We start from the raw sequence: 21,638 nt of genomic DNA, 5'->3' as shown, positions 1-21,638 counted from the left end.
CCGGGTGCCGACCTCCCTGCAGGCGCAACTCAACCCGCCGCCGCCAATCCCCCCTCCCTCAGTTCGATCCCCGTCCACACACCGCTCGCGCAAAGCTCCTCGATCAACTCGCACAGCGTGCGCCGCACGGCTAGCGAAGCCGAGCTTACCGGCAACGCGTTGGGCCAGCAAATGCTCGCCGGCCGCCGGATCGCCGGATCGACAATGCGCCGCATCTTCGGCCGCTCGGCCGGCGCGCGCAGCGCCAGCGCCGAAGCGGGCAGGATCGTGCACGCCGCGCCGGACTGCGCGACCGAGAGCAGCATGGGCAACGAGTCCACATCCGCGACGATATTCAACGGCACCTGTTCGCGCGCGAAGATTCGTTCGAGCAGCAGGCGCAGGCCGTTGGCCACGCCGGGCGCCACCAGCGGCACGTCGGCGAGCGCCGCGAGCGCACACGTGCGCGCCCGGGCGGGCAGCCCCGGTTCGCCGAGCACATAAAGCTCTTCATCGAGCACCGGCAGCGCGGAGATGCCCGGCGTAGCCGTGTCGCGAAACAGAATGGCCAGATCGAGACGGCCGTTGGCGAGCAGTTCGTTCAGATAGCCGCTCATGCTCTCGAAGAACTGCAGGCGAATGCCGGGGTAGCGCTCGCGCACGCGCTCGAAAACCGGCATCGCCAGCACCGAGGCCATGGTCGTGGGCAGGCCGATGGCGACCGTGCCCGATTCCGCGCCCACGCCCTCGCGCACTTCCTGGCGCAATTGCTCCATCTGATGTAGCACGAGGCGTGCGTGACGGTACAGCGCCTGGCCCGCGGCAGTAGGCTTCACGCCCTGCGGGCTGCGTACGAGCAGCGGCACGGCCAGATCGTCTTCCAGCTTCGCGATCTGCTGGCTGAGCGACGGCTGCGCCACGTAGAGCTTTTCCGCGGCTTTGCCGAGACTGCCGTAATCGACGATGTTCACGAAGTAACGAAGCTGGCGAACGTCCATGAGCCTGGGCCCTTGCTGCCCTTGAGATGCGAGAGCCATAGGATACGCTTATGACCGGCACATTCAATCCGTATTTCCGCGTCGCGGAACATTCGCCTACAGTCGACCCATCCTTTCTATAGCAATGCGTTGGCCGAACCAGCGCTGGAGACGGCGATGAACCATCCGCTGCCGGAACCGCTCATACAGCCGGTTCAGACGGTCACCGACCTCATATCCCCCGCACCCGCTGCCGCGCTGGCCGCCACGCTCGACAGCGGCCGCACGCCGGGACCGGGCGACGCGCTTCCCCCCATCTGGCACTGGCTCTATTTCTGGTCCGCCGCGCCGCAAGCCGAGCTGGGCCCCGACGGGCATCCGCACAAGGGCGGCTTCCTTCCCGATCTCGGCCTGCCACGGCGCATGGCGGCGGGCGGGCGCATGACGTTCAATGCGCCGCTCGTGATCGGCGCGCAGGCGCAGCGCATATCGCGCGTGATTCGCGTCGAGCACAAGGCGGGACGCAGCGGGCGTCTCGCGTTCGTCACCGTCGAGCACGAAATCATTGCCGATGGCGTCAGCACGATCCGCGAAGAGCAGGACATCGTATATCGCGAGAGCGCGCAGCCAGGCCAGCCGCAGCCAGCGCCCGCGCCGGTTCCCGCCGACGTTCACACCGACGTTCACATCGACTGGCAGCGCGAGATCCACCCCACCGAAGCGCTGCTGTTCCGCTATTCGGCGCTCACCTTCAACGGCCATCGCATTCATTACGACCGCGACTACGCGCGCAACGTGGAGGGCTACCCGGACCTCGTCGTGCATGGGCCGCTGATCGCCACACTGCTGCTCGACACGGTGGCGCGCTTCGCACCCGATGCCGTCGTGCGCGAGTACCGCTACAAGGCCGTGCGCCCGACCTTCCTCGGGCATGCCTTCACCGTATGCGGCCGCCGCGCAGCGGACGGCCAGTCCATCGAACTCTGGGCTAAAGATCACGAAGGCTCGCTGACCATGTCGGCGCTCGCTGTGCTCGCCTGAACGCAATCCACCCTGATATACGCAGGAATCCAAACGATGAAAGAAGCCACCGATCACTACCAGGATATCCGCGAAGCCGTGCGCGATTTGTGCGGCCAGTTTCCGGCCGAGTATTTCCGCAAGATCGACGAGGAGCGCGGCTATCCCGAAGCCTTCGTCGACGCACTCACGAAAGCGGGCTGGCTCGCTGCGCTGATCCCGCAGGAATACGGCGGCTCAGGCCTCGGCCTCACCGAGGCCTCGGTCATCATGGAGGAGATCAATCGCAGCGGCGGCAACTCCGGCGCCTGCCACGGCCAGATGTACAACATGGGCACGCTGCTGCGCCACGGCTCGGACGAGCAGAAGCGCCAGTATCTGCCCAGGATCGCGAGCGGCGAGCTGCGCCTGCAATCGATGGGCGTGACCGAGCCCACCACCGGCACCGACACCACGAAGATCAAGACCACGGCCGTGCGCAAAAGCGATCGCTACGTGATCAACGGTCAGAAGGTGTGGATCTCGCGCGTGCAGCACTCCGACCTCATGATCCTGCTCGCGCGCACCACGCCGCTCTCGGACGTGACGAAGAAAAGCGACGGCATGTCGATTTTCATGGTCGATCTGCATGAAGCCATCGGCAAGGGGCTGACCGTGCAGCCGATCCTGAACATGGTCAATCACGAAACCAACGAACTCTTTTTCGACAACCTCGAGATCCCCGCCGAGAACCTGATCGGCGAGGAAGGCAAGGGTTTCAAATACATTCTCGACGGGCTGAACGCCGAACGCACGCTGATTGCCGCCGAGTGCATCGGCGACGGCTACTGGTTCATCGACAAGGTCTCGCAATATGTGAAGGATCGCCAGGTATTCGGCCGCCCGATCGGCCAGAACCAGGGCGTGCAGTTCCCCATCGCGCGCGCGTTCGTCAACGTGGAAGCTGCCAACCTGATGCGCTTCGAGGCGGCGCGCCGCTTCGATGCGCACGAGCCGTGCGGCGCGCAGGCGAACATGGCCAAGCTGCTCGCCGCGGACGCGTCGTGGGAAGCTGCGAACGCCTGCCTGCAATTCCACGGCGGCTTCGGCTTCGCCTGCGAATACGACGTGGAGCGCAAGTTCCGCGAGACGCGTCTCTATCAGGTCGCGCCGATCTCGACGAACCTGATTCTCTCGTACGTGGCCGAACATATTCTCGACCTGCCGCGTTCGTTCTGATCGCTTGTGACTGCACCACGGAGACTCTCATGCGCCCTCTCGAAGGCATCAAGGTCGTCACGTTCGAGCATGCGATCGCCGCGCCCTTCTGCACCCGCCAGCTCGCGGATCTGGGCGCGCGCGTCATCAAGGTCGAGCGCCCTGGCGCGGGCGACTTCGCGCGCGGCTACGACGAACGCGTGCACGGCCTCGCTTCGCATTTCGTCTGGACCAACCGCTCGAAAGAAAGCCTCACGCTAGACGTGAAGCGCGCCGAGGCGCTCGCCATCGTGCACGCGCTGCTCGACGACGCCGACGTATTCGTGCAGAATCTCGCGCCCGGCGCCACGCAGCGCCTCGGGCTCGACTACGAGACGCTGCGCGAGCGCTACCCGCGCCTGATCGTGTGCGATATCTCCGGCTACGGCAGCGACGGCCCGTATCGCGACAAGAAAGCCTATGACCTGCTGATCCAGAGCGAGTCCGGCTTTCTCAGCATCACCGGCTCGCCCGACGAGCCGGCCAAGGCCGGCTGCTCGATCGCCGATATCTCGGCCGGCATGCATGCGTATTCGAGCATCCTCGCGGCGCTCATCGAGCGCGGCAAGACCGGGCGCGGCCGGCGTATCGACGTGTCGATGCTGGAATGCATGGTCGAGTGGATGGGCTACCCGCTCTACTACGCGATCGACGGCCAGACGCCGCCGCAGCGCAACGGCGCGGCGCACGCAACGATCTATCCGTACGGGCCGTTCAAGGCCGGCGACGGAAAGTCCGTCATGCTCGGCCTGCAAAACGAGCGCGAATGGAAGAGCTTCTGCGAAACGGTCCTGCGCCAACCGGCGCTGGCCGAGGACGAGCGGTTCTGCTCGAACAGCCGCCGCGTGACGCATCGCGCGAAACTGGCCAAGCTGATCGAAACGGCGTTTGGCGCGCTCACGGCCGGCGACGTGATCGAGCGGCTGGAAGAAGCGAAGATCGCGAACGCGCATATCAACGACATGCACGCAGTTTGGGAACACGCACAGCTCGCCGCGCGCGAGCGCTGGACGCGCGTGGACACGCCGGCCGGCGAGATTCCCGCGCTGCTGCCGCCGGGCGCGACGCGCACCGATAACCCGCGCATGGATCCCGTGCCCGCGCTCGGCCAGCACACCGACGCCATCCTGCAAGAACTCGGTTACGACGAAGCGCGCATTCGCACGCTGCGAGAGAGCGGTACGGTTTGATTTCGCCATGCGGCTTCATCGACACTGATCGGCCGAAAATCACTTAATACCGTAGTAGTCCAGAATTTATTGGACGATATGCAAGCCGCAAAAAAATAACAACTTCGCGGCGAATCCATTCAGGAGACAACACCATGCAACATCCGGTCAACGCCGCCGGGCGTTTGGACAGGCTGCCCATTTCCCGCTTCCACTGGAAGATTCTCGGTCTCATCGCCGGCGGCGCGTTTCTCGACGCCTTCGACATCTATCTCGCCAATGGCTCCGTTGCGGCCATGGTCAAGGAGGGTTTCACCGACCTTCACCACGGCGCGATGTTCGTGTCCTCCACGTTCGTCGGCATGATGCTCGGCGCGTTCATTGCGGGCTGGCTCGGCGACCGGCTCGGCCGACGCTATTCGTATCAGCTCAACCTTGCCGTGTTCGGGCTCGCGTCCATCGCCGCGTGCTTTGCTCCCAACATCGAATGGCTCATCGGGCTGCGCTTCATCATGGGTCTGGGCCTGGGCGCGGAACTCGTCGTCGCGGCGGGCACGCTAGCCGAATTCGTGCCGCCCGCCACGCGCGGCAAGTGGGTATCGTTGCTCGCCATCATCACCAATAGCGGCCTGTTCGCGGCGCTCGCGGCGGGCTACTGGGTCATTCCGCATCTTGGCTGGCGCTATATGTTCGCGCTCGCCGGCGTGGGCGCGCTCGTCGTCTGGTTCCTGCGGCACCGCATGCCCGAGTCGCCGCGCTGGCTCGAATCGGTCGGCCGGCTCGACGAGGCGCAAGCCACGCTTGCCGCGATCGAGCGCGAGGTCAGTGCGCAGGTGGGTGAATTGCCGCCCGTGCAGCGCGCCGTCGATCTGAACAAGGGCAAGGTGCCGCTCGGCGTGTTGTTCGCGAAGGGCATGCGCAGCCGCACGGTCGTGGCGGCGCTCACGGCCGTGGGCGTGAACGTGGGCTTGTACGGATTTATCGCATGGCTGCCGACGTTTTTCGTCGCGCAAGGGCTCTCGGTCGTCAAGTCGCTCGGCTTCGTGTTCGTGATGTCGGTGGGCTCGCCCGTGGGCGGCCTGATCGGCTATCTGATCGCCGATCGCGTGGGCCGCGCGCGCGGCATCCTGATCTCCTCGGTCGTGAGCGTCGCGCTCGGCTGGGTCTACGTGACGCTGCGCGACCCCGCCGCCATCATGTTCGTGGGCTTCTGCCTCGTGAGCGCGATCTACACGATCTGCACGCTGGGCCTGTTCGGCTACATTCCCGAGCTGTTCCCCACCGAGGTGCGGCTGCGCGGCACGGGCGTGGCCGGAACGGTCGGGCGCGCCTCGTCGATCGTCACGCCGTGGCTCGCGTTGCTGCTGTACGAGCGATTCGGCGTGTCGGGCGTGATCGCCATGGTGAGCGGCGTTCTTGCGGTGCTGTGCGCGGCCATTCTCGTGCTGCGCGTGGAAACGAGCCGCGCCGCGCTCGAAGACATCAAGCCTGAAACCGGCGATGCACAGGAACTGCGAAGCAACGCAGCGGTCTCGGGCGGTATCGAGGGGCGCTGAGCATTGCGGGCGTGGCTCGTCCCTTGCTTCGGGCTGGGCCACGCGAGCGCCGGCCTGTCAGCAGCGCGGCCAACTTACCAGCGCAACAGCCGCGGCCCGAGCCACGCTCCCAGCGCAGCAGGCAACAGCATGCCGATCGCGTACCAGATGCTCCAGAACGCCGGGCTCATTTCCGGGCAGTGCACGCAATAGGCAATGGTGGCCAGCCCGCTTGCAAAGAGGCCCGCAGCGGCGCCGGCGAGGCGCGGGCGCGTGGGCGCGAGGCCCCGCGCGGCCCAGAACACCGCCGCGAAGGTGGGCACCGAAAGCAGCAGGATGTTGAACGGGCACGTGCGCCACGACGTGCCGAGCATGAGCGGCACGCGCTCGGCTGGCGCGGCGGCGCCCAGCGTGAGCCACCCCGCCAGCCACACGCAAACGAAGGGCGCGGCCACCAGCGCCCACGCGTAGCCGCCGCGCACGCCCGGGCGTCCCAGCCGGCTCACGACCAGCGCGGCAGTGAGCGTCACGGCAAGCGGGAAGGCGAGCTTGGCCCAGAAGATCGGCGTTTGCGCCACGCTCATGAGGTCGGGCCGCACACCGAACACCATCATGACGATCGCGAGCGATCCGGCCAGCCCAAGCGGCAGCGCGCGCGCGAAGCGGCGCAGGACCGCCTTGCGATCCACGCGCGCGACGCCCGTGGAAAGCAGATTGATCAGGTCGTCGGTTTTCATTGCGCCCCCCGGATACGCGCGGCGAGCGCCTTCAGGCCACGGTGGATGCCCACCTTCACGGCCGACTCCGACAGCCCCGTGAGCTGTGCGGCTTCCACCACCGAACGTCCTTCGAGCTTCACGTGAACGATGGGCAGGCGCTGCTTGTCCGGCAACTGGTCGAGCAGCTTGCCGATGTCGCGGCGCGCCTGCGCCGGTTCGTCGTCGGCGGTGGCGAACAGGTCGGTATGGTCATCGAGAGGGTCGTTCAGCGATTCGCGGCGCGAGCGCGAGCGAAAAAAATCCATCAGTTTATAGCGGGCGATGGCGTGCACCCAGGCGGTCAGCGGTTCATCGGAACGCCACGTGTGACGCGCGTTGTGCACCGCGAGCAAAATCTCCTGCACGAGGTCTTCCACGTCCTCGTGCAATTGCGGAATGCGGCGGCGCAGAAAGCCGCGCAAATGCCGCGTGAGTTCCTGGAGGAAAAGGCGGTAGGCGTCGGCGTCGCCTTCGAGACCGTCGACGAACAGTGCTTTGAGACGGATTTCCGCGGGATGCAAAGGGCGCCCTGTGTGCTCCGGCCGAAGGGATGGCGCGCGCGCGCCAAGCTCCGCACCCGCTATGACGCTTGCAGCAGGCTTGCACGCGGCGGCGCCAAGGTTGCCGCCGTCCAGCACGGGCGCGGTCGACAGAGCGTAGCCCATGCCGTCCGCCGCCGCAATAGCGCGGGCCGCACGGCGCATGCCATGCGGCCCTTGCTTGCCTCGCACGTCACGCTCATCGGCCTGCATCCATCCCGCCGCTGTGTCCGCCCAGCTCACGCTTTCGTTCTCCGCCAATGAACCTGCCCGCTTGCACCTCTCGCCTGCGGGTCCGTTCAGGCTAATTCGCCGGCGACGCGCAACGGGTTACACATCGCTCGAAATTTCCTGCGGCATGCGCACTGCAGCCATGTGGCCCCAACGGAGACACGCTCCGTGGATCTTTGCAGGGGGCCACGGGCGCGGTACTTTAGTGTTCATTCCCGATCAATGGTGTCGCGCAAACGGAGCATGTCAGGCATGGCAACGAGAACGAACGAGTACGAACAACCCATAGGCGTTGCCCTTTCCGGCTGGACGGTGCGCGAGCGGCCCGCGCGCGTGAGCATCGAGGGCACGCGCTGCCGCCTCGAGCCCATCGACGTCGAACGGCACGCCGCCGACCTTTTCCACGCATACAGCCAGGCCACGGACGGGCGCGACTGGACCTACCTGACGATCGGCCCGTTCACCGATCTCGCGTCGTATCGCTCGTACTTCGCGGGCGCGGCGGCCTCCGCCGATCCGCTGCATTACGCAATCGTCGATCGCGCGAGCGGCAAGGCCGTGGGCACGCTCTCGCTCATGCGCATCGATCCGGCGAATGGCGTGATCGAAGTCGGCAACGTCACGTTCTCCCCGCGGCTCAAGCGCACGGCGCTCTCCACCGAGGCACAGTATCTTCTGATGCGATACGCATTCGACGAATTGGGCTACCGCCGCTACGAGTGGAAATGCGACAGCCTCAATGCGCCGTCGCGCCAGACCGCGCTGCGCTTGGGGTTCCAGTTCGAAGGCATCTTCAGGCAGGCCATTGTTTACAAGGGGCGCAGCCGCGACACCGCGTGGTACGCCATCATCGACAAGGACTGGCCCGTTGTGAAGCGCGGGTTCGAAGCGTGGCTCGACGCGGGCAACTTCGACGCCGAAGGCAATCAGCGCGAATCGCTTGCCAGCTTGCGAGAGGCGCAAGCCCACGGCTGACCCGGCGCTCACACACGGCGTGCATTCATATGTCACGCCGTGATACATTGATTCCCGCACCAGTGTTGTCGAAGTCGATGCACGACGGGAGACACTCGAAGTGCGGACCCGGAGCCATGCCTGACATGCGCCTGGTGATTCGCCGGCTCCCGTTGGATCCCCTCACATACAGGAGTCCATGTCATGCCAGTCTCTCGCCGGCGCTTCATGATCATTGCCGCCTCTGTCGCGTCGACCACGGTACTTTCCACCGAGTCGCGCGCAGACGCCCCGCTGCTTTCCGAAAGCGACCCCACTGCGCAGGCTCTCGGTTACAAGGAAGACGCCACCAAAGTCGACAAAGCGAAATTCCCCAAGTATCAGGTCGGGCAGACCTGTGTCTCTTGTCAGCTGTATCAGGGCAAGGCCGGCGCAGCGACCGGACCCTGCCTCGCGTATGGCGGCAAGCTGGTGTATGCGAAGGGGTGGTGTAACTCCTACGTCAAGAAGGCCTGACTTTCAGACCTGACGCTCGCGGGCTACGCGATGGATCACGAAGGAGGTCCATCGCGCCGCCTTTCATCTGAAAGACACAGATGAGACGATGTCCTGAATAACAATCAGAAGCTTTCGTATTGGAGAAACCGGCCCTGCGGGGCCGGTTCGCTGTTTACCTGACCGCTCCAGTGGAGCAGTACTGCGCGAAGTTCGCCTCGGATGTGGCAAAGCCTTTCTGTTTTGCGAGTTCCCAGGGGCGTTCGCAGCGCTGCGTGTACTCGCACCACGAATAGCCTGCGGATCCGATGCATCCGTGTGCGTCGCGACCTGCGCCGACCGCATTCGACGAGCTAGTGGAACTCGCGGCACTGCAAGCGCCGAGCAGACACATGGCAGCGCCAATACAGGTGCGAAGCAGGTTTCGGTGCATGAATGAACTCCGGTGAATGGGTACAAAATGCCGGCCGGAGTCTACCAGCGTCACGCCGCGGCCCGCTGCTCCCGGAAAAATAAGGCTTTCTCTTTCGGACTAACGAGTGGCGCGCTCCACGACAGGCCCGGACAGCGTTTTCAGGAACGCGACCACGTCCTGCATTTCCGCCTCCGTCAAGCGGATGGGTCTGCGGACGGTGTGCTCCGAATCACTCCGAGCCAGCTCGGAATGTCCGACTACCGCTGCCGGCGAACGCACGTAGTGCTGCACTACCGCATCAAGGCTCGCGAACTGGCCCGCATGCATGTACGGAGCACGCAGCGCCACGTTACGCAAGCTCGGGGTCTTGAACGCGCCTTCCATGCCGGGGTCATCGGTCGCCATGAAATTCAGCTCCTGGCAGCCTTGTGGCGGCGCATCGCTGTAGCGGCCCAGGCAGTTGAATTCGTCCGATCTAGCCCTAGTTGTGGCGGGCGCACGGCCAGGATCCGGGTGCGCTGGGTCTCTGGCCGGAACACCCGTGTTGTGGAATGCCTGGTCGCTCAGGAGCGGCCCGTTGTGGCACGTCGCGCATTGCGCCTTGCCGATGAAGAGGTGTAGCCCCCTGACCTCCTGGGTTGAAAGCGTTTGCTCGCCCGTGCGGTCATCCGCGAGAACCGCATCGACATACCGGTCGAACCGGGATTCGCCGTAGGTCATTGTCCGCTCGTAGGCTGCAATGGCCTTGCCGAGGTTGGCGAAGACCCGGTTGACGGCGTCGCGCTGTTCGCTCGTCATCCGGGCCCAGGCCTGTTTCTCGTCGGCGCTTCCGAGCGGGCTGGCGTTGGCCGGCAACCCCTGCACGTTCGGGAGGATGCCAAACAACGACTCGTACTCGCGCTGGTAGTGCGTTTGCACGACATGCGCGAACTGAACGCGGTTGCCTCCGTGCTCGACAGCATCCTCCATCGGACCCAACGCCTGAGACCACTGGCTGTCCTTGCGCCCGTCCCAGAAGAAGAACGGGCTGTACGCCGACGCGGCGACAGGCATGGTGCGGCGCTTACCAAGGCCAATGCCCTTTCCGACAGGCAATCCGTCCTGAAACTGATGGTCAGGCGCATGGCAGCTGGCGCACGAGACCGCACCGTTGCGAGACAGGCGTACATCCATGAAAAGCCGCTTGCCGAGTGCAACAGCGTCCGGCTTGTCCGCCACAGCGTTCGACGGGTCGGGCGGCGGCGCAGGGAGCGTGCTCAGTCGCATCGATGCCAGCACAGCACGTTCCTCCTTCGACCAGACGAGGCTGTCGGTAGCACCGTCAGCGCGCCCGAAGGCGAGAAGAAGCAGCGCTAACGATGTCAGGACCACGGACACCGCGGCAAATGCACCCGGGAGCCTGCTGCTCACACTTGAGCGCGATGCGGGACGCGAGCCCGATTTGCGTTTCGGGTTCATGAAGCGGAATCCTTGTCCTGGGCCACCACGCGCCGAATCCCGGCATCATCGACGATGACGTTGAATTCGGCTTCGTCGGAGGCTCCGCCCGCCTCAATTGCCAGACGCATGTCCCACCAGCCCGTCATGCTGAACTTCATGCCTTCGAGGGCATAGACTCCAGGTGCTACCTCGCGCGTAATACGGGGCTTGGTCGGGAATCCGTGCCCGTGCTGCGGCATGCCTCCGTCAAAGCCAATCGTGGCGTGAGGCACCGGTTTTCCATCGGGTGTCTCCACGCGAACCTGCCAGACGTGCATCTGGTTGATAGCCGGCCCCGTCGCCGGCGGGTCCATGCGGACCAGGAACTTGCCGTGGAAGCTGGGATGCTGGAGCGAAAGGTCGAGGTTCGCCGGCGGTGTGCCGCAGGCGGCAACAAGAAGCGAAACGACGACTGCCGCCAGTGCTGCCGGAGTGGAGAACTTGAGCATGACTGAGTCCTTTACAATGAGCTGTCGGAAGCCGGTATTGTTGAGGACCTGCCCGGAAGGAACTTGAACGAAACGGCTGAATTGAGGAGGCAGCGTCGTGAGCGAACTGCGGAGTGATTCCTTGAAACCGGCCATGACGCGCGGGTCCGGTCGCGTCTACTTCTGGCAAGGCGGCAGCCTCTGGATAGGAGAAGGCCAGGGCAGAACGCAGTGGCACGAGCACCATGCCCATCAGCTCGCCGTCGCCCTGAGCGGCAGCTTTCGCTTTCGCACGGAGGCCGAGGGGGCCTGGACCGCTTACGAAGGCGCCATCGTCCCTGGTAAATGCGCGCATCAGTTCGAAATTGATGGCGCGGCATCCCTGGCCCACCTCTTCATCGAACCCGAAACCCGCGCTGGGCGTGCGCTCACCGCACGATATGGCTCGAATTCTGTCGCCGAACTTCCGGCCGCAGGTGCCCGAGCCGCCGCCAGATTGCTGTCCGAAGCGTTACAGTCGAGCCAGTTGGCAAAGGACATGGTTGAGGCCGCAACGTTGGCTGTCGCAGAACTGTGTGAGACTGCGATCAAGCCGGCCGAGGAGTTGGACCCGCGCCTTACCCGGGCGCTGGAATATATCCGCTCAAATATCCGGAACTCACTCTCGCTGAGTGAAGTGGCTTCAGCTATCGCACTCTCGGAGAGTCGTTTTCGACATCTGTTCGTTGCCGGGACCGGCAGCTCGTTCAGAGCGTACCTCCTCTGGCTGCGCATCAACCTGGCCATCGAAGCGGCTATGACCGGCGCGTCCTGGACCGACGCCGCGCATGAGGCAGGATTTGCAGACTCGGCTCACTTGACTCGCACCCACAAGCGCATGTTCGGCTTCGAGCCGACAGCAGTGCGCCTTCACACAATAGTGTAAGGAGTACCCTGCGTTGCCCCCCAAAGCAGCAACGCAGGTGGGCCAGGAGCTCCTTGAGCCGCACTGGTTTCTTCAAGCACCTCACAATCGACCATCCCGGCCCAGGCTTTCTTTCACTTGCTTTTCAATCAGAAAATCTGATCGCAACGTTCAATTTATTGCGTTTCCCTTAAGTCTCGGCATGCGGCAAAGTGTCATCTCCGTGACTGGAGTGCTCTCCGTGAACCAACGCATCGATCCCTCCCTGCTTGCTCCGCCCGACCTGTCGTTCGCGACGCTCGATTCGGGCATCGTTCTGCCGTACCTTGAACGGGGGACAGGTGAACCGGTGCTGTTCGTGCACGGCTCGCTATGCGACTACCGCTACTGGGCGCCGCAACTGGACGGTCTCGCGGACGACTTCCGCTGCATCGCGCCGAGCCTCAGCCATTACTGGCCCGCCGCCGACGCCTGCATCCAGAGCGAATTCGGCTGGGAAAGCCATCTGCACGAACTGGCCGACTTCATCGTCGCGATGGGGCTCGAGTCGGTGCATCTGGTGGGCCATTCGCGTGGCGGCTCGATTGCGTATCATCTCGCGCGCCGCTATCCGCGCCTCGTGCGCACGCTCGTGCTCGCGGACCCGGGCGGCCCGCTGCGCCGCCTCGAAGACGACGAGGACGTGCTCCCGCCCGCCACCAATGCGCTGCGTACGCGCGCGGCCGATCTCATCGAGCGCGGCGATCTGGAAGAAGGGCTCGAATTGTTCGTGGATTCGGTGAGCATGCCGGGCGCCTGGCGCAAGAGCCCGCACGCCTTCCGCGAAATGGCCGTCGCCAACGCCACGACGCTGCCCAAGCAGTTGCTCGACCCGCTGCCCGCCTACCAGCGCCGCCCCGCTGCGGATATCAAGTGCCGCACGCTGCTGATCGACGGCCAGCGCAGCCCGGCGATGTTCCGCAACAACGTCGAGGCGCTCGAAGAGTGGATCGACTTCGCGCAACGCATCACGATGAAAGGCGCGACGCACGGCATGAACGGCACGCACGCCGACCTCTTCAATACGCACGTGCGCAACTTCATCGCGCAGGGTTGACGCTGGCCTGATGCACGGTTGACCTCGGCAACGCCGAGGTTCATTTGGCAAATAGCTGCCCGATGTCCTTGAACGCCTTGAATTCGAGCGCGTTGCCGCACGGATCGAACAGAAACATGGTGGCCTGCTCGCCCACCTGCCCCTGAAAGCGGATATACGGCTCGATCACGAATTGCGTGCCGAACTCGCGCAGCCGCTGCGCGAGCGCTTCCCATTGCCCCCATTCCAGCACCACGCCGAAATGCGGCACCGGCACGTCGTGCCCGTCGACCGCATTCGTATGCGCGTTCTCCTGCGAAACGGTTTTCGGATGCTCGTGAATCACGAGTTGATGGCCGAAAAAATCGAAATCGACCCACTGGTCGCTCGAACGGCCTTCTTCGAGGCCGAACACGCGGCCATAAAAGTCGCGCGCGGCGGCAAGATCGTAGACAGGAATAGCCAGGTGAAACGGGGAAAGGCTCATGCTTGACTCCATGCTTGGCATGCAGCAGGTTTTAGCGTTTGGATCGGGTCATCATAGGCAGCGCCGTTGAAAAATAAAATCAATATATAATTTCGTCATCCACAAATGGAATTTGTGAATGATCCGCGAGCTGAAGACCTTGATTGCCGTTGCCCGCGAGGGGACGTTCGCCGCCGCCGGCAACCGGATCGGTCTCACGCAGGCCGCCGTGAGCGCGCAGATGCAACGCCTCGAAGCCGAACTCGGTTTCGCGGTGTTCGACCGCGAAGGACGCACCGCGCGGCTGAATGCGCGCGGCCAGCAGATTCTCGTGCAGGCGCAGGAGGTGATCCGGCTCTATGGCAATCTGAGCACGGTAACCGTGGACCCTGCTGTGGCCGTGCGGGTCAATATCGGCGCAATCGCCTCGGTGCAGCGTGCGTTGCTGCCCGACGCGCTTGCGGCATTCCGCAAGCAGTGCCCCGGTGCGAGCACGCGTGTGATTCCGGGCGTATCGATGGAGCTGCTCAACCTCGTCGATGCCGGTGAAATCGAACTGGCCGCGCTCATCCGCCCACCGTTCGCACTCCAGAGCGATATGCGCTGGACGCCGCTTGCGCAAGAGCCTTATCGGCTCATCGTGCCGCGTCGCTTGAAAGGCGCCGACTGGATGGAGCTGATCGCCACGCAGCCTTATATCCGCTACGACCGCGCTTCGTTCGGCGGCAGGCAGGTCGACCGTTTTCTGCGGCGCATGCAGTTGCCCGTGCAGGACGCGTGCGAACTCGACGAACTGGAAGCCATCGTCAAGCTGGTGGAGAACGGCGTGGGCGTGGCCCTCGTCCCGCAGACCGCCACGTATAAGCGTTGGCCGGCCAAAGTGCGCGCGCTTGACCTCGGCCACCACACGTTTCACCGCGACGTGGGCATCGTGCACCGCGCCGCGAGCCAGATGAGCGAGGCAGCCAGGGTGCTGCTCAGTTTGCTGGAGAGGGAGGTGAAGGAGGAGCGTTAGCAAGGCTGCGCGTTCGACCACACGCGGCCGAACGTCACGTAATGCCTGCTCCTCGCGATTTCGAATTGCACGGCAAAGCCAAAACGCGGAGCATGTGGGCTCACGCAGATGGAGTCGCACATGAACTATCCCGTAGCGGTCTTTACCGGCGCGATTCGCGATTACCCCGGCAGCCGCCCGAGCGCGATCGCCAAGCGCGCAGTAAGCGGCACGCTGATGTTGACCGAATACGGCCTTGAAGGGGACGAGCAGGCAGAACAGGGGATTCACGGCGGCCCCGATCGCGCGCTGTGCCACTATCCGCGCGAGCACTATGCTCACTGGGCGCGTGAGTTTCCCGCGCAGGCCGGGCGATTTTCCGCGCCGGCCTTTGGGGAAAACCTCTCTACCGATGGGCTGACCGAAGAAAACGTCTTTATAGGCGATATTTTTCGCTGGGGCGATGCGCTGATTCAGGTCACGCAGCCGCGCTCGCCGTGCTTCAAGGTCAATTTTCACCTCGACATCGAAGATCTCTCGCTGCGCATGCAGCACGCCGCACGTGTGGGCTGGCTCTACCGCGTGATCGCTGCGGGGCGCGTCGGCCCCAATGCACCGCTTGAGCTTGCCTCGCGCGTCAGCAACGTTTCCTTGCGCGACGCCGCCTCCATCGCCTGGCGTTCACCGTTTAGCGATGAACAGTGTTTGCGGCTGCTGAGCGCCGCTGGGCTATCGGCGAGCTGGACTCGCACCATGCAGAAGCGGCGCCTCAGTGGCGAGATCGAAGACTTCTCGCGGCGCCTTTGGGGCGGTACGCGACGGTGACATCTCGCGATGTGCGCCAGCGCCCCGTGTACGGCAGAATACGTGGCACGCCATCGACCGTTTTTTCGTTATCCGAACCATAGTTCTCGCATGATCGACCCGTCCTCCATTGCCAATGCGCTCGCCCAAAAAGGCATCGTCGCGGATGAAAGCCAGCAACAGGCGATTGACGCACTGTGCGCGCTGCTCGACGATGGACGCGCGCATGCTGACCGGTTGCCGTATCGGGGCGTCTATTGTCACGGTCTGCCCGGTCGCGGCAAGAGCTTGATCGTCGACACCGTCTACGCGCTTGCCACATGCACGAAGCGGCGCCTCCATTTCCATCAGTTCATTCGCGATGTGAACCGTCTGCTCGTGCAGGCGCCCAAAAGTGACGATCGACTCGGCGACGTCTCGCGTGCATGGCTGAAGGACATCGAACTGCTCTATTTCGACGAATTCCATGTGCACGATATCGCCGATGCGTTCCTGATGGGCCGTTTCCTGGAGACGGTGCTCGCATGCGGCACGCGCATCGTGCTGACGTCGAACTACAGCCCGCGCAGCCTGCTGCCGGACCCCGAGTTTCACGAACGCTTCGAACCCACGATCGAACGAATCGAGCAGTATTTCGACATCGTCGCGTTCGACGGCGAGCGCGACTATCGCGAACAAAGCGATGAAGGCGGCGCTGCACCGATCGAGCAGCGTTTTTTCGCACCGCTAGATGGCACACGCGAACCGCTATGGAAAATTTTTAGCGGGTACGAAGCGCAAGCGGCCGTGCATCCGACAACCGTGGAAGTGGCAGGACGATTGCTGCCCGTCACGGCGGCGGGCAAACAACTGGTGTGGGTCGACTTCGATGCGCTGTGCGGCGCGCCCCGCTCGCACCTCGACTACCTGGCGCTTGCCGAGCGCTGGGGCGGCATGATCGTCGATCGTCTGGAGACGGAGATGCTCAAGCGCCGCGATGTGCTGCAGCGCTTCGTGTGGCTCGTCGATATTTTTTACGACCGCAAGCATGCGCTGTTCATCACCTCGGATCAGCCAATTCGTGCGGCGCTCGCTGGCCTCGATGGCGCGCACGATGTTTCCCGCACCACGAGCCGGCTCGCCGAAATGCAATCGCGCAGCTATGCGAACAGTCTCGTGCCCAAGTATCTCGCCGCGACCCCGCGCGAGGAAATTGGCTAGCGATACGGTTGCACGCGAACGACAAGCGCTGTCCGCAGAGTTTTTTCATCTGATGTACAGTCCGTCGGACTTCGACACGACTCGGACCGACTACACGATGGACGCCCTCTCCCGCTTCAAACCCGTTGCGCTCGAACACGCGAGCCGCCTCATCAATCACGGCCCCACCGTGCTCGTCACGAGCGCGGATGGCGCGCGTCGCAACGTGATGGCCGCCGCGTGGTCGATGCCAGTGGAATTCACGCCGCCACGCATTGCGATCGTGATCGACAAGAAGACGTTCACGCGCGAACTGATTCATGCGAGCGGAAGCTTCGGCATCTGCGTGCCGGGCGCGGCTGCGATGGATTTGACCTTTGCGGTCGGCAGCGTCAGCGGACGTGATGCAGACAAATTCCAGCGCTTCGGCATAGAGGCCGTTCGAGGCCCGGCGCTCGGCGTACCGCTGCTCGAAGCGGGCTGCGCCGCGTGGATGGAATGCCGGCTCATTCCCGAGCGACACACCGAGGACGCCTATGACACGTGTTTTTGCGAAGTAGTATCGGCTGCGGCCGACTCACGCGTGTTCGACCATGGCCGCTGGATGTTCGATAGCAGCAACCGCGACCTGCATACGATCCATCACCTCGGTGCAGGGAATTTCGCTTTGGCCAGCGATGCCGTTAAGGCGCGGGAGCTTGCTGGATAAGGCTGTAGAGCTTCATGCGCCTGCGCCAACGTTTTGATTATTACAAAACACGTATTAGAAGATACGGAGCAAGGTAAATTTTCAGCGTTTGTCATGTGAATACGTTGCGGTGCGTTCTTTTGGGGTCCGAAAACGCATCTGGCCGTGAAACATTGGAGGTCGCGGGCGCTTCCAATGCCCTGAAATCCCCGTGTTATATGGGTTTCATGGACTTACTCGAATTTCGGCGAATGTTTCACGGAACGGCAAGGGCAGGTTTGCGGAAGTAGAGAAGGCTTTTCCACCGCACCCTGAAATGAGAGACGCTTATAGATTCGCCTGCGAACGCTTCCTTCTTCTGTTCGAGTGGGGCGACGCCTGATCATTTGCGTGACCGACGCGCTTTTGTTTTCAAATCTCAGTAGCAGCCGATTGTGGGTTCGAGCTCGCATCGATTTGCGCTTCACGCCGACTTGCGAAATTCAATTTCATGATTTTGAGGATGTTGCTTCACCCATCAAGTCACGCAGCAATTTTTGATTGTTAGTTGCGTTTCATGATTGCTGCCGGGGCGGGGCGACTAAACCTTGGTTCCGGCAAACCGGGGGGAGCGTCGCCCGGCATGACGCTCTCTACTTAAAGAATTGGCCTACGCCCTCACACGCTCTCCCGCGTGACACTGGATCCGCTCTCCGATGAAGCTTCGGTTGACTGCCTCCCGAATGCGCGTACGCCTGTTCACGATCGAGCAGGTAATCCTCGCTCCTTCCGCTGACAGTTCATCTTCGGAACGATCACTACGCCCGCCGGCCTCGGGTTAGACCAGCGACGGCACCAGACGTCTCGCTGCCGTCACGATTTGGCGGTGCGAGATCACTACTCGGCGAGCAGAACATTGCGTCTGCTTACGAACGTGTGTCGAGTCGACACACGTTCGCGGGTGAAGTAACTCGTGCCGTCTCGTGGGGTTGCTCGCAACCGGTTTCGGATATCGTGTCTCTTCACGCCGGGCGTTTCGCTCATGTAGCCGCCGTTATTGCCAAGAAGGCAGAAAACGGATTCCGTCATGGACAGTGTGTCGAGTCGACACACTTCCTGCACACGAAGTCGTAGCAATATTGCTTGATACGTCGGGCAACATGGGTGTTCGGGCGCACTGGATTATGCGCGCCGACGTCAGTGGCTGGTGTGTCGAGTCGACACACCGATCGTTCTTTTCAGGAGAAAGGCCGTACCTAGGCAGCGCAGCGGGATCCGAACGGCCCCCGTTGAATTGGCCATGCTCGCTGCTGAGTTCCGCATATCGAGCACCCAAATAACATTCGAACCGGCCATTGCCCTGTGTGTGTCGGGTCGACACACACAGGGCAATGGAATTCTAGTGCGCGTCTGGTATTCGCGAATGCGTCGGATCTCAGCGGGTCGACTTGCCAGGCTTCCACTCTCTGCTGTGTGGATCTTCGACCATCGCCTGCTGCTGTTATCGACTCAATGTCCGCAGCGATACGCAACAGAATCACTCACCCGAACCAGGAGCATCGTGTGTCGACTCGACACAAATTCGCCATCGCCGACACAACATCATGGAGACGCCGCCACGCGGGCGCCGTCCGCGATCGTTCTGCGGCCCTCGAAAGTCTGTCACCAGAACGTGCGCGCGCTTTCACAAACATCTGTGTCGAGTCGACACAGATGTCCGCCCGCCGTGCTTGCCCCCACAGCCAAAGCTCGTTGTGTCGACTCGACACACCGGGAGCCAGCGCATAAAAAAGCCCGCTTGCGCGGGCCTTTACCAACCATCCGACAATCTGGAATCACACTCAGCCGGGCTTCACGTTGAACAACTGGCTGATAAGTTCGCGAATCTGCGTCTCCTGCGCATCCGAAAGCACACCGGTTTTCAGCTTCACGGTGAAGCTATTCGTATCCTTCGTGATGCTGCCTGCGTGGCTCTTGCCTGAGAATATCTTCTCGATACTTCGCTCCGAAACGCTCTGCTCGCTCTCGCCACGATCCGACTGCGCACCAATGGCTGCAGCCAGTTTCCCTTGATCAAGCGTCCCGGCCACAACTGCCGGCCAAAGCTCACGCGCCGCCTTCAGCCCTTGTGCGCCGTGCTTCTTGAGCGCTGAAACGATTTCGTCTGCCGCAGATCCGCCAAGCAAGCGAGGATTCAGATCGAGGTCACGGCGAATGAAATCGGGAAGTTTCTCGAACGCGAGGAATCGATACAGGCCCTTGCGCGACATGCCGAGAGCCTCCGCCATCCGCGTGCGCGTCGGGAATTCCCTTTCAGCGCGGCGAAGCGACTGGCCAATTTCGTAGTCGGTCAGATCTTCACGTCCCACGTTCTCGACCAACGCGAGCACGGCCATGTCCTGGTCCGAGCATTCGATCACCGATGCACGAATCTCTTCCTCGTGCAGCAAAACGTGCGCGCGCAGGCGTCGCTCGCCGGCAATCAACTGATAGCCGTTGTCGGCGCGCCGCACGACAACCGGCTCCACCAGCCCCACTTCGCGAATCGATTCGGCCAGCGATGCAAGCCCTTCATCGCTGAAAATCTTGCGCGGCTGCCACGGGTTGGGCTGAATCGCACTGACGGGAAGCATGAGCTTGTCGCTCGTGTTTTCGAGTTCCTGGATACGCTGCTGGGCTACTGCCAGCGCGCCCAGCATTCCCGGCCCCGTCTTGAACGCGCTGCTGCGGCGTGGCTCCGGTGCGGACGGCACAGGCCGCTCGGTCGCCTGACGCTCCGAGGCAGAACCGAGCTCGGCGGTCTTGGCCGCCATTTTGTCGCGAAACGAGCTCATTTCCCGGCCCTCCATTGCTCTACATATAGATCATCGATCCAGCGCACGTAATCAGTGAGTGGTTGCCGGACGCGCGCGACGGTCTTGTCCGCGAGATCTCCCTTGCTGATGTCGAACACGGTGGCCATCGCCAGGGCACCGTTACTCATGGCCGAACTCGCCGGCACTTCCACCGCGCTGACCCAATCCTTGTAGGTGCGCTGCACCCAGGAACGAACCACCGGCGCCGACGACGTCCTGCCGTAATCCACTTTCGACAGCAGCACCGAAACGAAGTCGTAGGTTTTTTCGTCGCCGCGCTCCATGATCGTGTGCGCGAGATCGGAGAAGAGACTCCAGAACGACACCGAACTGATGAAATCGAGGCTCTCCGGAACCAGCGGCATGACCATGGCGTCGGCGGCCATCAGCGCGTTGATGGTGAGATAGGACAGCGACGGCGCGGTATCCAGGATGATGTAGTCGTAGTGCTGACGCAGCGACTCAATGCCCTGACGTAGCAAGTCCCAGAACTTGAAGCCGGGATTCTTGATGACGGTGCCCGGAATATGGAACTCCGCCGAGAACAGCGTGGGGTGCGCCGGAATGACGTCGAGCCCGTCCCAATATGTCGGTTGCACGAAGTTCAGCAGGCCGCCTTCCATCTGCGGATCGTAAATGAACGGCAGGACAGTGCTGTCCTCCGTAACTTCCTTTTCCGCATAGAGGCCGCAAAGCTCGGTGAGCGATGCCTGCGGGTCGAGGTCGATAAGCAGCACGCGCCGGCCGCGCAACGTAAGGCCCTGGGCGAGGCACATCGTCGTTGTGGTCTTGGTGGAACCGCCCTTGAAGTTGGCGACCAGAATGACCTTACCGTCGGCGTCTCGCACGCCGGTATGAAGCGGTGTCTGATAAATATCCGAAACCTGCTGGACCCAGGTGCGCGCTTCAGGCAAGGTAAACACCCGGCTACGCCCCGAACCCTGAGCCTCGCCTTGCGGCAGCCCCTCGCGTGTTGCGAGCAGATTGTTGAGCTTGATGCGGTCGATGCCGCACAGTTCGGCAACTTGCGCGGACGTGAATGTGGGCGCCATCTTTCGCGGCTTCGGCGCCAGCATCATTTCCCGAAGTTCTTCTGACAGTTGACCGGCTTCCTCAGCAAACTGCGTGACCGCGGAAAGGTCGACGCGCCGATCAATCGATGGAAATTCGATAGTCTTTGCCATTAATACGCTTTTTATCAGAATTTGGATAAAGCGTAGAATACAGGAAAAGCGTATCGAAACACACTGATTAAGGTCGATTTTCAAAAAAATCGACCTTTTTATTTGCGCTATAGCGGGCTCGAAGCCCTCGGTCCAGCCTCAGACCTTCACCGGACCACCAACCCGTCTACGCGCCATTTAAGGGCATTTCCGACGGTTTGCCTATTTTTTGAGCACGACCCGATCGGAATTCTCTGCAATTCTGATGGAGATCGCCGCCCACCCCTGTTTCGCAGCGTTATGCCGACGTTCCTAT

Annotated in this window: 19 protein-coding genes and 1 pseudogene; 12 read left to right on the top strand and 8 right to left on the bottom strand. The window is 62.8% G+C overall.

Features of this window, described 5'->3' with window-relative positions:
• Positions 1–29: 29 nt before the first annotated feature.
• Positions 30–977 (bottom strand): LysR substrate-binding domain-containing protein, encoded by a 948-nt coding sequence (locus NH14_RS32565; protein WP_035533735.1) that lies wholly within the window; start codon positions 975–977, stop codon positions 30–32.
• A gap of 156 nt (positions 978–1,133) precedes the next feature.
• On the opposite strand from NH14_RS32565, the gene NH14_RS32560 reads away from it, so the two are divergent.
• From NH14_RS32560 to NH14_RS32545, 4 genes are all read left to right on the top strand, one after another.
• Positions 1,134–1,997 carry an HTD2 family dehydratase gene (locus tag NH14_RS32560; protein ID WP_052148520.1) on the top strand — a complete coding sequence of 288 codons (864 nt, stop codon included), beginning with the start codon at positions 1,134–1,136 and terminating at the stop codon, positions 1,995–1,997.
• A gap of 36 nt (positions 1,998–2,033) precedes the next feature.
• Entirely contained in the window at positions 2,034–3,194 is a 1,161-nt protein-coding gene (locus tag NH14_RS32555) for an acyl-CoA dehydrogenase family protein (protein WP_035533733.1), read from the top strand.
• Positions 3,195–3,223: 29 nt separating this feature from the next.
• Positions 3,224–4,402, top strand: coding sequence for a CaiB/BaiF CoA transferase family protein (locus NH14_RS32550; protein WP_035533731.1), 1,179 nt, complete (start codon positions 3,224–3,226; stop codon positions 4,400–4,402).
• Positions 4,403–4,536: 134 nt separating this feature from the next.
• Positions 4,537–5,937: an MFS transporter gene (locus NH14_RS32545; RefSeq protein WP_035533730.1), complete on the top strand. Its 1,401-nt coding sequence runs from the start codon at positions 4,537–4,539 to the stop codon at positions 5,935–5,937.
• A 74-nt stretch (positions 5,938–6,011) separates the two neighbouring features.
• Here NH14_RS32545 and NH14_RS32540 read toward each other — a convergent pair whose 3' ends face one another.
• Together NH14_RS32540 and NH14_RS32535 are read right to left on the bottom strand one after the other, a co-directional pair.
• On the bottom strand, positions 6,012–6,653 hold the full coding sequence (locus tag NH14_RS32540) for a DUF1109 domain-containing protein (protein ID WP_035533728.1): 642 nt from the start codon (positions 6,651–6,653) through the stop codon (positions 6,012–6,014).
• Positions 6,650–7,195 carry a sigma-70 family RNA polymerase sigma factor gene (locus NH14_RS32535; RefSeq protein WP_035533777.1) on the bottom strand — a complete coding sequence of 182 codons (546 nt, stop codon included), beginning with the start codon at positions 7,193–7,195 and terminating at the stop codon, positions 6,650–6,652. The genes NH14_RS32540 and NH14_RS32535 overlap by 4 nt, the downstream gene beginning before the upstream one ends.
• Positions 7,196–7,696: 501 nt before the next feature.
• Here NH14_RS32535 and NH14_RS32530 point away from each other — a divergent pair.
• Both NH14_RS32530 and NH14_RS32525 read left to right on the top strand, forming a co-directional pair.
• Positions 7,697–8,410, top strand: a pseudogene (locus NH14_RS32530) (GNAT family N-acetyltransferase); the annotation flags it as partial.
• Positions 8,411–8,602: 192 nt separating this feature from the next.
• Positions 8,603–8,914, top strand: coding sequence for a high-potential iron-sulfur protein (locus NH14_RS32525; protein ID WP_035533725.1), 312 nt, complete (start codon positions 8,603–8,605; stop codon positions 8,912–8,914).
• A 511-nt stretch (positions 8,915–9,425) separates the two neighbouring features.
• Here NH14_RS32525 and NH14_RS32520 read toward each other — a convergent pair.
• Positions 9,426–10,766: a cytochrome-c peroxidase gene (locus NH14_RS32520; RefSeq protein ID WP_084225941.1), complete on the bottom strand. Its 1,341-nt coding sequence runs from the start codon at positions 10,764–10,766 to the stop codon at positions 9,426–9,428.
• Positions 10,763–11,236, bottom strand: coding sequence for a FixH family protein (locus NH14_RS32515; protein ID WP_052148533.1), 474 nt, complete (start codon positions 11,234–11,236; stop codon positions 10,763–10,765). Before NH14_RS32515 ends, NH14_RS32520 begins: the two co-directional genes overlap by 4 nt.
• A gap of 97 nt (positions 11,237–11,333) precedes the next feature.
• Between NH14_RS32515 and NH14_RS32510 the strand changes: the two genes are divergently transcribed.
• Positions 11,334–12,140 (top strand): helix-turn-helix domain-containing protein, encoded by an 807-nt coding sequence (locus NH14_RS32510; RefSeq protein WP_161790890.1) that lies wholly within the window; start codon positions 11,334–11,336, stop codon positions 12,138–12,140.
• A gap of 220 nt (positions 12,141–12,360) precedes the next feature.
• On the top strand, positions 12,361–13,215 hold the full coding sequence (locus tag NH14_RS32505) for an alpha/beta fold hydrolase (RefSeq protein WP_035533722.1): 855 nt from the start codon (positions 12,361–12,363) through the stop codon (positions 13,213–13,215).
• A 40-nt stretch (positions 13,216–13,255) separates the two neighbouring features.
• Here the strand turns inward: NH14_RS32505 and NH14_RS32500 are convergent, their stop codons facing one another.
• The gene (locus tag NH14_RS32500) at positions 13,256–13,681 is read right to left on the bottom strand and encodes a VOC family protein (protein WP_035533721.1); all 426 of its coding nucleotides are present in this window, start codon (positions 13,679–13,681) and stop codon (positions 13,256–13,258) included.
• Between the two features lie 118 nt (positions 13,682–13,799).
• Here NH14_RS32500 and NH14_RS32495 point away from each other — a divergent pair, with 118 nt between their 5' ends.
• The 4 genes from NH14_RS32495 to NH14_RS32480 all read left to right on the top strand — a co-directional run bounded on the left by NH14_RS32495 (position 13,800) and on the right by NH14_RS32480 (position 17,346).
• Positions 13,800–14,675, top strand: coding sequence for a LysR family transcriptional regulator (locus NH14_RS32495; protein WP_035533719.1), 876 nt, complete (start codon positions 13,800–13,802; stop codon positions 14,673–14,675).
• A gap of 120 nt (positions 14,676–14,795) precedes the next feature.
• A complete protein-coding gene (gene yiiM, locus NH14_RS32490; RefSeq protein WP_035533717.1) occupies positions 14,796–15,479 on the top strand; it encodes a 6-hydroxyaminopurine reductase in 684 nt (227 codons plus the stop codon).
• 90 nt (positions 15,480–15,569) lie between these two features.
• Positions 15,570–16,658 (top strand): cell division protein ZapE, encoded by a 1,089-nt coding sequence (zapE, locus tag NH14_RS32485; protein WP_052148519.1) that lies wholly within the window; start codon positions 15,570–15,572, stop codon positions 16,656–16,658.
• Between the two features lie 97 nt (positions 16,659–16,755).
• Complete coding sequence (locus tag NH14_RS32480; protein ID WP_035533773.1) at positions 16,756–17,346, top strand: flavin reductase family protein; 591 nt, start codon at positions 16,756–16,758, stop codon at positions 17,344–17,346.
• A gap of 1,799 nt (positions 17,347–19,145) precedes the next feature.
• Here the strand turns inward: NH14_RS32480 and NH14_RS32475 are convergent.
• Together NH14_RS32475 and NH14_RS32470 are read right to left on the bottom strand one after the other, a co-directional pair.
• Positions 19,146–20,138, bottom strand: a complete 993-nt coding sequence (locus NH14_RS32475) for a ParB/RepB/Spo0J family partition protein (protein ID WP_035533715.1) — start codon at positions 20,136–20,138, stop codon at positions 19,146–19,148.
• Positions 20,135–21,343, bottom strand: a complete 1,209-nt coding sequence (locus tag NH14_RS32470; RefSeq protein ID WP_035533713.1) for an AAA family ATPase — start codon at positions 21,341–21,343, stop codon at positions 20,135–20,137. Before NH14_RS32470 ends, NH14_RS32475 begins: the two co-directional genes overlap by 4 nt.
• Positions 21,344–21,638: the final 295 nt, after the last annotated feature.

The organism is Paraburkholderia sacchari (assembly GCF_000785435.2).
GTDB classification, from domain to species: Bacteria; Pseudomonadota; Gammaproteobacteria; order Burkholderiales; family Burkholderiaceae; genus Paraburkholderia; species Paraburkholderia sacchari.
Note: the sequence above shows the minus strand (reverse complement) of the source record. Positions and strands in the feature narration are given on the sequence as shown.